Source organism: [Limnothrix rosea] IAM M-220 (assembly GCF_001904615.1).
Lineage (GTDB): Bacteria > Cyanobacteriota > Cyanobacteriia > Cyanobacteriales > MRBY01 > MRBY01.
The window spans coordinates 47,033-60,092 of the sequence record NZ_MRBY01000003.1 but is presented as its reverse complement, the minus strand read 5'-3'; the positions used below and the strand labels follow the sequence as shown (position 1 = coordinate 60,092).

Annotated in this window: 11 protein-coding genes; 8 read left to right on the top strand and 3 right to left on the bottom strand. The window is 46.2% G+C overall.

Going from position 1 to position 13,060, the window contains the following annotated elements; all coding sequences use genetic code 11:
* Positions 1-144: 144 nt before the first annotated feature.
* From NIES208_RS02235 to apcB, 3 genes are all read left to right on the top strand, one after another.
* Positions 145-1,161 carry a DMT family transporter gene (locus NIES208_RS02235; protein ID WP_075889277.1) on the top strand — a complete coding sequence of 339 codons (1,017 nt, stop codon included), beginning with the start codon at positions 145-147 and terminating at the stop codon, positions 1,159-1,161.
* A gap of 594 nt (positions 1,162-1,755) precedes the next feature.
* The gene (locus NIES208_RS02225; protein ID WP_216349342.1) at positions 1,756-1,962 is read left to right on the top strand and encodes a hypothetical protein; all 207 of its coding nucleotides are present in this window, start codon (positions 1,756-1,758) and stop codon (positions 1,960-1,962) included.
* A gap of 77 nt (positions 1,963-2,039) precedes the next feature.
* Complete coding sequence (gene apcB / locus NIES208_RS02220) at positions 2,040-2,549, top strand: allophycocyanin subunit beta (protein WP_075889273.1); 510 nt, start codon at positions 2,040-2,042, stop codon at positions 2,547-2,549.
* Positions 2,550-2,679: 130 nt separating this feature from the next.
* Here apcB and NIES208_RS02215 read toward each other — a convergent pair whose 3' ends face one another.
* On the bottom strand, positions 2,680-3,600 hold the full coding sequence (locus tag NIES208_RS02215; protein WP_075889271.1) for a LysR family transcriptional regulator: 921 nt from the start codon (positions 3,598-3,600) through the stop codon (positions 2,680-2,682).
* A gap of 185 nt (positions 3,601-3,785) precedes the next feature.
* Between NIES208_RS02215 and NIES208_RS02210 the strand changes: the two genes are divergently transcribed.
* Both NIES208_RS02210 and NIES208_RS02205 read left to right on the top strand, forming a co-directional pair.
* Positions 3,786-5,903 carry an S-layer homology domain-containing protein gene (locus NIES208_RS02210; RefSeq protein WP_084176504.1) on the top strand — a complete coding sequence of 706 codons (2,118 nt, stop codon included), beginning with the start codon at positions 3,786-3,788 and terminating at the stop codon, positions 5,901-5,903.
* A gap of 56 nt (positions 5,904-5,959) precedes the next feature.
* Positions 5,960-7,219, top strand: a complete 1,260-nt coding sequence (locus NIES208_RS02205; RefSeq protein WP_075889269.1) for a M16 family metallopeptidase — start codon at positions 5,960-5,962, stop codon at positions 7,217-7,219.
* Here the strand turns inward: NIES208_RS02205 and NIES208_RS02200 are convergent.
* Positions 7,216-7,983 (bottom strand): PD-(D/E)XK nuclease family protein, encoded by a 768-nt coding sequence (locus NIES208_RS02200; protein WP_075889267.1) that lies wholly within the window; start codon positions 7,981-7,983, stop codon positions 7,216-7,218. The genes NIES208_RS02205 and NIES208_RS02200 overlap by 4 nt on opposite strands.
* A gap of 165 nt (positions 7,984-8,148) precedes the next feature.
* Here NIES208_RS02200 and recJ point away from each other — a divergent pair, with 165 nt between their 5' ends.
* Positions 8,149-10,461, top strand: a complete 2,313-nt coding sequence (gene recJ / locus NIES208_RS02195) for a single-stranded-DNA-specific exonuclease RecJ (protein WP_075889265.1) — start codon at positions 8,149-8,151, stop codon at positions 10,459-10,461.
* Positions 10,462-10,495: 34 nt separating this feature from the next.
* Positions 10,496-11,431 (top strand): AEC family transporter, encoded by a 936-nt coding sequence (locus NIES208_RS02190; protein WP_075889263.1) that lies wholly within the window; start codon positions 10,496-10,498, stop codon positions 11,429-11,431.
* Between the two features lie 379 nt (positions 11,432-11,810).
* On the opposite strand, the gene NIES208_RS02185 is transcribed toward NIES208_RS02190, so the two are convergent.
* On the bottom strand, positions 11,811-12,128 hold the full coding sequence (locus NIES208_RS02185) for a hypothetical protein (protein WP_075889261.1): 318 nt from the start codon (positions 12,126-12,128) through the stop codon (positions 11,811-11,813).
* A gap of 244 nt (positions 12,129-12,372) precedes the next feature.
* On the opposite strand from NIES208_RS02185, the gene NIES208_RS02180 reads away from it, so the two are divergent.
* Positions 12,373-12,996, top strand: coding sequence for a vWA domain-containing protein (locus tag NIES208_RS02180; RefSeq protein ID WP_075889259.1), 624 nt, complete (start codon positions 12,373-12,375; stop codon positions 12,994-12,996).
* Positions 12,997-13,060 lie beyond the last annotated feature (64 nt).

The following is a 13,060-nucleotide window of genomic DNA, read 5'->3' as shown; positions in this document are numbered from 1 at the left end:
ATCAAAATCATGTAGAAAAAATAGACAAAAAGCAAAACGCAAGAAACCATTCATCCAGTAGAAATGTATCTCGCTGCGCTGCATTCACCGAAAAATTCTCGTATCCTTAACATTACGCAATTTTTTATCCATCCCTAGAACCCTATGACCGCCAATTTATCGAAGGACACATTTATCAAATTTCCTTTGGTGTTAATCGCGCCCTTTTTCCTATGGGGCACAGCAATGGTCGCCATGAAAGGAGTTTTAGAAGTTACTTCCCCTCTATTTCTCGCATCAATACGTTTAGTGCCAGCCGGCATTTTAGTACTATTATTTGCCCGAATGATGGGTCGCGAGCAAAAAATTTCAGCAGAAGGCTGGATTTGGATCTGTGGATTTGCCCTCATTGATGGCCTCATGTTTCAGGGATTTCTAGCAGAAGGTCTCGTCAAAACTGGCGCAGGCTTAGGATCCGTGATGATTGATTCACAGCCCCTTGCCGTCGCCCTACTTTCGAGCTGGCTATTTGGAGAACGCATCGGTCTGTGGGGGTGGCTCGGTTTGACCATCGGCATTCTCGGCATTAGCTTAATTGGCATTCCCGACGACTGGATTTTTGCCATAGCCCATGGTGATTTTTCCTTTTTACAGGTTGAAAACCTTGAAGTTAGTGGCGAAGTTTTAATGTTGGGCGCTTCACTATCAATGGCGGTGGGGACGATTTTAATTCGCTATGTCAGTCGTTATGTTGATCCAGTAGTGGCCACAGGTTGGCACATGATTATTGGTGGTCTGCCCCTCTTAATTGCCTCTGGTTTTCTAGAAACACAACAGTGGCAAAATATTGATCTTTCTGGCTGGCTGGCTCTGAGTTACGCCACAATTTTTGGGAGCGCGATCGCCTACAGTTTATTCTTTTTACTAGCATCAAAAGGCAATCTAACAAGCCTGAGCGCCCTCACCTTTCTTACCCCCATTTTCGCCTTGATTTTCGGTCATCTGTTACTCTCCGAAGAACTGAGTAATCTCCAGTGGTTTGGCGTGGCATTGACCCTTGTGAGCATCTATTTAATTAATCAACGGGAACGTATCGCAAAGCAGTGGCGATCCCTCACCCCCGATACAGTTATAGAGTCTTCAGTTTCAGCGGTAGACAAAGAACATAGCCAAGTTAAGTGATCTGAGCTTAGGTCGAGGACAGCCTGTAATAGAGACGGAGAGATGGCAGAACTTAAAAGAAAAAGTGATTTTGTCAGCCCACAAATTTTAGTGAGACCATAGTGAAAAAAACTCTAACTATCCCTGTGTCCCTTGGTCTCCCAATCCTTTGATCCCCTAGCTCCACCTTCCCTTAGAATTATCGCCGTGTCCCCCCATCTCGATGCCCCCATCTCCATGCCCCATCCTAGATTCGCCCACTGCGCAAAACTGAAATCAAGTCGGAAAAATTGTACTTTTCAAAGTTGCTGAATGGATTGCCAATTATGGACAATTTAGGCGCTAAACGACATGAGTGAGATTTTGTGTCGCAATTTTGAGATAAAGAGAGTCTTGATTATTATTTTTTTTAAAGAAATATGTCGAACAAGGTCAAAAACTGGGAGTATGGAATTTGTAAAAAATTACGATAATGGCGATGCTAGGGCATCTCTATCAGAAGAACTTCGCAGCACTCCGACCATAGGTGAAAGCTTGGTTAGTGGTGTAGCGAAGCGTGGACAAAGTGAGTAGTTTACACAATATTTGTTATTATGTAGACATGCTTGGTATGACATGGGAATTTCAGCTAGAGCCAACTGCGGGTCAGTTAAGCCTTGTGATGTGGCGGCTGCTCAAGTCATGAGTACCCGTGGGCAACGGGAAATAGAAAATGCCTGTGGAGTCGAGGTAGCGGGGACATCGATAACGGTGTCTAGCCAACTGGCAGTGACACAGGAAATCTTTGGGGCGACCCAAGGAATCTCTCTGCATACCCTTTAGGGTGGCTGGGAGAGGATGTCAAGGGATGATCTGTCCTAAACGAGCTTAATAAAAACTGCTGTTCGGAGAAAATTTTAATGCAGGACGCTGTTACAAGTCTGATCAGAAATTACGATACAACCGGGCGTTACTTCGACCGTAATGCCATTGACTACCTCAAAAGCTATTTTGATACTGGTGCTGACCGAGTGAAAACAGCGTTAGTGGTGAATAGCAACTCTGCGGATATCGTCAAGTTTGCGGCAAACCAACTTTTTGAGGCTGTCCCAGAACTACTGCTGGCTGGTGGTAATGCCTATACCACTCGTCGCTATTCTGCTTGCTTGCGGGATATGGACTACTATCTGCGCTATGGCACCTACGCGATTATTGCTGGGAACTCTGATGTTCTAAATGAGCGGGTACTTCAGGGTCTTAGAGAGACTTATAATTCCCTCAGTGTGCCGATTGGACCTACTGTTCGTGGTATTCAATTTCTAAAGGAAGCGATCAAATCAGCGGCGGCGGAAGCTGGCATTACTAACACTTCTTTTGTTGATGAGCCGTTTGACCATATGACGCGGGAACTCAGCGAAATCGATATCTAAGCAGACGCAGCTACGATCTTTCCTAATTTTTCTTTTTTTAAATCTTTTTAATATCAACCTATCTCTGGCGATCGCCCCAACTACGGTTAGGGCGATTTTTTTGTGGGATCAAGTTTTGGTCGTGCAAGGGTCAAGCGCTAAGGGGCGAATTTGTTGGGGATTTGCTGATGCACTGAATAATCTGGTTACAGAAATATTGGATCGGCGGAATCTCTAGGCGATCGCTGGTGGTCACTAAAACGACTTCTCGAAAATCCTTCGCATCAGCTAGGGGAATCACAACTAAGTCTGGATCGCGCTCTGCTTCAATGAGGGCTGACTGGGGCAATAAAGCTAACATGTCGCCTTGACGGACAACGCCGCGAAAGGCATCTAAGCTATTCAGCTCGACAGTTGTACCAGTAGATAAGCCCTGTTTGTTGAGCTGGTCTTGGACATAACGCTGCATGCCATAGCCGTCCTTAAAAACCACTTGGGGATAGTCGGCAAGGTCTTTCCAGGAGAGAACTGGTTTGTCGGCAAGGGGATGTTCTTTACTGACTAAGACTTCAATACTTTCGCGATAAAGGGTCTGCACCACCATGTCGGGACTGGAGGTTAAAAAGCGATTGTTCATGACGATCGCCACATCGATGAGGTTATCCCGTAATACCTTAAGGGCACGATCGCTGCCTAGGGCTGTAACACGTAGTTGGGTTTGGGGATACATGCGATAAAACCGCTTTAGCACTGGGGGCAAATGGTAGGCACAGACGGAATGAATGGCCGCGATACACAGTTCTGATTGTTTACCGGAAATCAGTTCGTCGATTTCTTTTTTGGCATTATTCCAACTGCCACAGATTTTGCGGGCGTAGGGTAAAAATCGCTCTCCTGCAAGGGTCAATTTTACTTGGGCATTACGGTGAAATAGAGGCGTGCCCATCGTCGTTTCTAGGCTCTGGATCTGCCGACTGACGGTCGATTGGGTCACACTGCATTGTTTGGCGGCCTGTCCAAAATTTCCGGTGGCGGCGATCGCCAAAAAAGCCTCTAGCTGTTCAAGTCTCATTTCTTCCTTCCCCTGCTGTGATGCCAGTTACTCATCCACCGATGATTTTAATGCATTGATTCCTTAAGATTATGTTAGGAAGAATACTTTATGAGTTAAAAGCAAGGGGATTAGCGGCGAAAAGAATACATTCTGTAAATCCTCAGGTAAAAACAGCAGTGAACCCCACGGAGAATTTATGATGGATGCGTCAATCTTTTACTCCCCTCTCCATGTTGCAGCCATTGCTCTACGTAAATCCTGAACTTGGTGACGACGAAAATAGCGGTAGTGCGCATGCGCCACTGAAAACGATTTCAACAGCCATTAAACGTTCGACTTCTGACTGTGTGATTCATCTGGCTTCCGGCCACTACACTCGCAAAGGAGGGGAATTATTTCCATTGATTTTGCCCAGTGGGGTACAGCTTATTGGTGATATTGCCAGCCAGGGTGATGGGGTGATTATTCGTGGGAGCGGCATTTACAATAGCGATCGCCTCAAGGCTCAAAATGTGGCGATCGCCATGGCTCCTGATAGCGCTTTAAAAGGAGTAACGGTGATTAATCTAGAGCGCAAAAGTACTGGGGTATGGATTGAAGCGGGCAGAGTCGAAATTGAAAATAACTGTTTTCAGCACTGTCGCCGGGAGGCCATTTTTGCGGCAGGAACCAGTAAGGCTCTGATTTTTGACAATTTGTTTCTCGACAACAAAGGTAATGCCATTTTTATGGCAAACAACGCCAAAGGAGAAATTTGTCATAACCAGTTTCAAGGCAATCAATATGCCATCGCCCTCAATGAGTCAGCAGCGCCTTTTATTGCCCATAATCGCATCGCCCAAAATCAAGTGGGTGTTTTCATTGCCAAACAAACGCGACCCGTTTTACGCCGTAATATCATCGAGCTAAATCAAGAATTTGGGATCGTGATCAGTGGTAACGCCCAGCCAGACCTCGGTTTAACCCAAGATCCGGCGGGCAATATTATTCGCCAAAATATGGAAGCTGACCTACGCAATAAAACCGATGAAGTCGTGATTTCTGTTGGCAATGATCTCAATCCAGTGACGACGGCGGGCATGGTGGAGTTTGCAGCAGCGGCAGTGCCTGTCACAAAAATGGGGATGACTCCTTTTCGGGATGTGTTGAGTCATTGGGCAGAACCGTTTATTCAAGTTTTAGTGGAAAACGATTATTTACAGGGTTTTCCCGATGGTACTTTTCGACCGGATGCGCCCTTAACTCGTGCTGAATATGCGGCACTCTTGGCAAGGTGTTTTGATTTGCCCCGTCCCCTCGGTGCTCAAGACGCAGAGTTTGAAGATATTGACGATGGTTTTTGGGGGAAAGGGGCGATCGCCAAAGCGGTGACGATGGGATTTTTGATTGGCTATCCCGATGATACCTTCCGTCCCCAAGCGCCATTGACGCGATTACAGGCGATTATTTCCCTCGCAAAGGGATTGGGTTTAAAAGGTGGCAATCCAAAAGTGCTCCAAGCCTATGGCGATCGCCCGTTAATTCCGAGCTATGCCCTGAATGCCGTTGCGGCGGCTACCCAAAACAGCCTCATCGTAAATTATCCAAAGCAAAGTCGATTACAGCCATTGCATGATATTACGCGGGGAGAAATGGCGGCACTACTCCACCAAGCGCTGGTGGTAAACCAGAAATTACCTCGTCTCCATTCTGAGCACATTGTTGATCCATTGCCCTATTTACCTACCTTTAGTGATGTGACCTTCCACTGGGCAAGGCCTTTTATTACGGCGATCGCCAACCTTGGTTTAGTGCAGGGCTATGAAGACGGTTCTTTTCATCCCGATGCCCTCCTAAAACGTGCCGAATTTGCGTCGCTGTTAAGTGATATTTTTGCGCCGCCGCCTGTACGTCCTGCCAGTATCTTTTTTGATGTGCCGAGTGATTTTTGGGCGGCTAATGCCATTCAGCAAGTGTACCGAGGCGGTTTTGTCTCCGGGTTTCCCGATCAAACCTTTCACCCCCACCAAGGATTACGGCGAGTGCATGTGATCTTAGCCCTAGCGAATGGCTTAAATTTACCGTCAGCAAAAATCGATGAATCGCTAAATTATTATCTCGATGCCGATGAGATTCCCGATTACGCGCGCCAAGCTGTGGCGGCTGCCACCCAAGCGAATTTGATTGTGAATTATCCCGATCCCAAAATCCTCAATCCTAACGATGAAGCCACCCGCGCCGAGGCGATCGCCCTGTGTTACCAAGCCCTTGTGTATCTAGATCAGGCGACAGAAATCGCCTCATCGGCAATCGTTAGATTTATTTCAGCATTATCTGATTAAGAGCCTGAGAAGAACGGGTTATGATGGACGCACAAAATGTCATTCCGGTATGATCATTGCCCTATTCCCCTGAACCAAATCCCGTGCAGATTTTCACCCTTGATAGCGGTTTACAGGTGATTCACCAATATTTACCTGCCGCGTCAGTCGTTGTGAGTGATATTTGGGTAAAAGCCGGGGCGATCGCCGAACCACCGGAATGGGAAGGGATGGCGCATTTTTTAGAGCACATGGTTTTTAAAGGCTCTGACCAAGTTTGTCCCGGTGAATTTGACCACATTATCGAAAATCGCGGCGGCACGAGTAATGCGGCGACAAGCTACGATTACGCCCATTTTTTTATCACCACCGCCCGCGATCAACTAAGCGAAACCCTGCCCCATCTGGGGGATATTTTATTAAATGCCACCATTCCCGACGAAGAATTTATCCGCGAGCGATTGGTGGTGCTGGAAGAAATTAATATCAGCAATGACGATCCCGATTGGCTAGCCTTTCAAGAATTAAACCGGACACTCTATGCCCGCCATCCCTACGGACGCTCGATTTTGGGACAGGAGCAACAACTGTGTGAATATACCCCCAACCAGATGCGCTGTTTTCACCGCACGCATTATCAGCCCCAAAATATGACGGTGAGTCTGATCGGTAATATTCCCGCTGAACCAGCCATTGAGCTCCTCGAAAAGACTTTTGCTAAATTCCCTGTGCCCGCGGAATGTCCACCCTTTAGCGTGGAAGCAGAACCGCCTTTGATTGAAATGCGCCGCAGCGAAGTTCGTTTCCCCAATATTGAAGTGTCGCGCCTGATTATGGGCTGGCTCTGTGATGGCATTGATAATTTTGAGGATGCCGTCGGGTTAGATGTTTTATCGATTATTTTGGCGGGAACGGTTTCGTCATGGCTAGTGCAAGAGCTACGGGAAAAACGCCATTGGGTCATGGATATTAGTAGTGGGTTTTCGTTGCAGCGAGATTCAAGTTTGTTTACCATCCAAGCTTGGCTAGATGAGGCACAAATTCCTGATGTGGAAAAATTAATCGGCGATCGCCTGAATTATCTCCAAAATCACACCGTGTCTGAGGTGGAGCTAAACCGCTCTAAATCGATTCTTTGTAACGATCATATTTTCTCCATGGAAACGCCAAGCCAACTGGCGGGACTCTACGGCTACTATCACACCCTCGGAGAACTGAACCATGCCCATCTATATCCGCAATTAGTGCGACGGTTAACGGCCAATGATCTACAGCGTCTTGCTCGCCAATATTTGTCGCCGGAACGCTGCGCCATTGTGACCATGAATCCCCATTAGATTTCGATTGCTTCAGTACTTTCGAGTAGTTGGTCGAGATCAATATTTAAGAGGGAAGATTTTGGCGATCGCCCATTTTTTTGCTGACTGAGACAATAGAAACAATTCGCCCCATCACTATGTTGAAAAGGCTGATTTTGCTCAAAATAATTTTCTAAACTCGCTGTTAAATCCTCTAAAAGTTGATCAAGTTCTTGGGAGATTTTTTTGTGCCACGCTTGTGAATAGTTAAAGGTTAAAAATTCTGGTTTTCCGCCCGCTTCAATAAACCAATAGGTCATCGATAACTGCTCCGGTTGATAGGCCGTTGTTGTTGCCATTAGATACAAATACAATTTTGTCTGCCAATGGTTTTGCAATTTTTCGGGGCGTTTCGGCTGGCGGTAGGTCTTCCAATCGTGAATCTCTAGGGTCTGACTACCAAAAACAATCCAGTCACAAATAATGGTGAGTAAAAAATCTTGTTTCGCCCAAGTTTGACGATATTCCGCAGCGGAGTGGCAATCATCGGATTGAGTATGAAAATGGGGAATTTTTGCTAACAGCGATTGGAGTGAAATGCGCAGTTTGGGATCATGGGTGACATGTTCTAGGGCAAAGCCTGCATGGAGTTGCTGCATGGCGAGGTGAAAGCGAATACCCCATTCTTGTTTTTGCTGTTGGACAGGATTGAGCGGTGTGGCGAGTTGGTCAAGATAGGCTTTCTGAAAGCTGGGGGGACAGTCTTGAAATCTCTGGAGATGGGCTTGGGAAACGTAAAACATAGACTTTAAATCATGAACTTTAAAACATAAAATTGTGGCGATCGCCGCAAGGGATTTTTTGTTGGTGGCTTGAGTTAACTTGAAAGGGCGTTTCCCGAAAGGGCGTTTCTCGAAACGCCCCTACAATTAAAACAAGGCTCGATTTTGTGCGCGTAATCTAATTTTATGGCTTCGACAACTTGGCAATTACCATCTCCTGTTGATTTGTCCGATTCGTTTATCGATAAAGTGCGGCAATTAACCAATGGTGTCGGCGATCGCCTTGTTTCTCAGCTCCTCTATCAACGGGGTTTTACAGAAAATAATCAAGCAGAATTAATCGGTTTTCTGAATCCAGATTTGTACCAACCCACCTCTCCGTTTGACTTCGGGCAGGAAATGAAATGGGCAATGCAACGTTTGGGGCAGGCGCGGGAACAGGGCGAAAAGATTGCCATTTGGGGAGATTTTGATGCGGATGGCGTAACGGCAACCAGTGTGTTGTGGGAAGGTTTGGGGCAATTTTTTCCGCAAAATACCCAGCTCACCTATTATGTTCCCAATCGATTAACTGAATCCCACGGTTTAAACAATCAAGGTATTGATCAGCTCAAAAAATGGGGCGCAACCCTCATCGTCACCTGCGATACGGGTAGTACCAATCTGGCTGAAATTGCCTACGCCAAAGACTTGGGCATCGACATTATCGTCACCGATCACCACACATTGCCCGGCGATCGCCCTGATGTGTTGTCCATTATTAACCCGCGCTATTTTGCCGACAGTCACCCGCTGTATCACCTGTCGGGCGTTGCCGTTGCCTACAAACTGGTCGAAGCGCTCTACGAAACTTTGCCGGATGTGCCGATGCAGCCCGTCACCAATCTGCTCGACTTGGTGGCGATTGGTTTAATTGCGGATTTAGTTGCCCTCAAAGGAGATTGCCGTTACTTGGCGCAAATGGGTATTCGTCAATTGCAAAAACAGCTTAATCCCCAAACCTGTGTCCATCCGGGCATCATGTTTTTATTGCAAGCTTGTCGGAAAAATGGCGATCGCCCCACTGATATTTCCTTTGGCATTGGCCCCCGCATTAATGCAGTGAGTCGGATTCACGGGGATGCGAGTTTTTGTGTGGAGCTACTCACTAGCCGCGATTTGAGCCGTTGCCAACGCTTGGCCGAACAAGCAGAATCTGCCAATACTCGCCGTAAAGAAATCCAAAATATTGTGGTGCAACAGGCAAAAAAACAAGCCGCAACTTTCGATCTTTCAACAACTGGCGTTCTCGTTTTAGGCGATCGCCAATGGCAGGGGGGCGTGTTGGGTTTAGTGGCAAATCAAGTGGCGCAAGAGTTTGGACGACCAACAATTTTACTCACCTACGACCGAGATCAAGATTTGTGGAAAGGTTCAGCGCGATCGGTGCAGGGCATTGATTTGTATGAGCTCGTCCATTCCCAAGCCCATCTGTTACACCGTTTTGGCGGCCACCCCTTTGCGGCAGGACTCAGTTTAAAGCCCGAAAATCTTGAGCTATTCAAACTCGGTATTAATCAAAAAGCGCGGCAATTGCTCGGCGATCGCGCCAGCCAAACGACAACACAAATTGATGTGGATTTAGTGGTTAACGTCGGGCAATTGGGCACAGAGCTATTTCGCGAACTGAAGTGCCTTGAACCGTGCGGTATGGGTAATCCTGTGCCAAAACTCTTAGTAAAAAATTGTGGTTTAGAAGTTACAAAATTCCACAAGCTGCGGGACAAATTTAACCGCAAGCTGAACTATTACAAAGTTGATTTTGCATTGTGGGATGATACGGGCGAGGTGGATGGGATTTGTTGGGGCAAACATCCCGAAGAGATTCCCCAAGGCAACGGCTACGATCTGGTGGTAGAGCTGGATATGGTCAGTATTAACCCCAGAGAACAAAAGGCAATAGTACGACTCTTGGCGATCGCCCCAACTTCCGAAACGACCCAAGATCGGAGCGTCAATAATCTCGTTGACTTTCGCCAAAAATCTGAACCTAAACTGAGCACAAAACAATATATTGTCCAGCAGAATTGCCCTGCGACATGGCAGGATTTACGCTTGAATTATCAACGCTCCCTCAAACAATCTAAACCCTTAGCTTTGGCTTACGACACTCCGGCGATCGCCGATCCAGAAGAGGCTTTTAAAGTACTCATTGGCATCGCCAAATATTTAGTTAAAGCGAAAAAAATTGTGCCCTTAGAAACAGTTCAGGAAAAGATAGATTGCGGCGATCGCCCCTTAAAATTAGCCCTAGAAGCCCTAATCAATTGCGGTTTTGATTATGAATTAATTGACGATAATCTCAGTATTCAAGTAGTAAAAAAACAAGATCAACCCGAGAAAATCAATCACTTTCAAAAGGCATTTTTAGAAGAAAAATTTCAACAACAATACTTTTGTGATGTGCCGCTCCCTGTTATCCAACAAGCCCTAGAGCTAGCGCCCGCCGATTTAAGTTAACGTCATAGCAATTCTATTTGTACAACGACATTTTATGGGCGTTATTCTGCTGCAACTGGCGACAATTTACGGCAAACTCGGACTGGGGATCGGTGCAGGCTGGCTCTTCGGGAAATTCTCCTCCGAGGCGATCGCCAAGAAAATCGGACAGTGGCTCTTTTGGGTAGGTGTGCCCATCAGCGTTTTTGCCTTTGTGCGGCAAATTGATTTAAGCAGTTCCATCTGGCTCGCTCCCACCGTCGCGTGGTTAGCGATGGGTCTTTGTCTTGGTTCCGCCTGGGTGTGGCTACGCTTAACTTCCCACAACCTTTCTAAACCCGCCCGTGGTAGCTTTCTCCTCACCTCCACCATCGGTAATACCGGCTATCTCGGCTTTCCCATTAGTTTGGCGATCGCCGGCGAATCCATGTTTGGTTGGGCGCTGTTTTACGATTTACTTGGTAGCCTACTGTGGGGTTACGGCATCGGGGTGATGGTAGCCGCCTACTACGGTGAAACCAACGCAACCTCTTTCAAAAATATTCTCAAAAAAATGTTCATCCAAGCTGCCATCAACCCCGCAATTTGGAGCTTGATTTTAGGGTTAGCGCTGCGTTCCGTTGTTTTTCCCCCACTGCTTGAGCGTGCCCTGCACCTCATTGCTTGGGGTGTCATCATGACGGCGATCGCTTTGATTGGGATGCGTCTGAGTAATCTCAAAAACAATTCAAATATCAGTGAAATTCGCAGTAGCCTCGCTATCAAAATGCTGCTTGTGCCATTGCTTTTTGCCTTGTTGTTGCCATTGTTTGGTGTACCCCGCAATATTTGCCTAGCCCTGATTCTCCCCATGGCGATGCCCCCAGCCTTTGCCACACTAATCGTCAGTGAAACCTACCAGCTCGATCAAGAATTAACCGTTTGCTCCCTAGCAACAGGCACTTGCCTATTACCCTTTACACTACCCATTTGGGTCATTCTATTAAGCTAATATCATTCCCATTCCCGCAGGATCAATTTCAATAAAAAAAAAGCAACCATTGAGGTTGCCTCCACAAAAATCTTAAGCTAAATAACGTGAGTTTTGCTTAAGCATGCTCGGAAGTACGACGCGGTGAATGGGAGAGCGAGAGATCGGGAGATATTTCTATGCAAACAATCCTACTAGCTTTCAAAAAATGCAAATTTTCGTTGCTTCCCCGTGTCTCTCCCTCTCCATGTCTCCTTTTCTCTAAAGAATTTTGGCTACATTCTTATCCATAACTGACGTTAAATAAATCTTTGCCCATTGCGCTTTGAATGCGATTTAGCTTAAAAAAAGCTAAACAACAAATCCCCAACACCAACAAAACAGCAAGCAACAGACCAAATTAAGTGGCAGAAGGAGCCGTTTTTCCAGAAAGATTTTGGCGCTTATTAGAAGTTCTCGATGTTTCGTTAGCCTCTAAAGGCACAAATTCGATGTGATTCAGTAGAGTCGTAACAAAAGCAAAAAGCAAGAATGGCAGAGATAGGATGACGACAAGGGCAACCGTCGCAAGGGCATAAACCTGACGTGTCGCACTCCAAAGCGCCAAAGTTGAAGCAAGACTTAGGAAGATTACAATTAACCAGACAATAATTTGTCCATAGATATCCCCAAATGTAAGTGTGCAGATCATTCTGTACTTCATTGCGTCGTTATCCATAATGTTTTTTCTAGATTTTCAAAAAAATATCAATTAAAGTGCACGGATGTTGTTTCGGTTGTAGACGATGGGAGGTGGGAAATAGAAAGAACTGCAATATCAATTAACAAAAAATCAAACTTTTTCAAACCATTGTCAAACCATGAAAAAGTTTTGTGCAATGTGGCCTTAAAAAGCAGAATTTTCTAGATAAATTCGATATCCTGTAAAGCAGAAAAACGCTCAGATGCTGTGGAGACAGACTATGGCAGAAGCATCTTTAGTCGAAAACCGAGACTACACGCTCATCATTGATAAAAGTGGCAGTATGTACACCAGTGATTTGCCTGTAGAAAATAAAACACGTTGGGAGGCAGCACAGGAGTCAACCTTAGCCTTGGCTCGCACTTGTGAAAAAATTGACCCAGATGGCATTACTGTCTATCTGTTTTCTGGTCGATTCCGCCGTTATGACAACGTCACCTCTGATAAGGTCATACAGGTCTATGCAGAAAATGATCCGATGGGTCGGACTGATCTTGCTTCGGTTTTACAGGATGCGCTAGACAACTATTTCACACGGAAATCAACGGGGGAAGCAAAGCCCAATGGTGAAACTTTTCTTGTTGTCACTGACGGTGAACCAGATGATTGCAAGGCTGTAATGCGGGTCATTATCGATGCGACAAACAAAATTGACCGCGACGAAGAAATCGGTATTTCTCTCATTCAAGTGGGTCGGGATCGGAAGGCCACGGCTTATTTGAAGGCGCTTGATGATCAGCTGGAACAGGCTGGGGCAAAGTTTGACATTGTCGATACTATTACTATCGATGAGATGAGTGAAATGTCCCTAACTGAGGTGTTGATGAATGCGCTAATTGACTAGGGTGCTCATCCTATTGATTGCTATGGATGGAAAAATTCTCTATCATCGGTGCGGCGATCGCCGG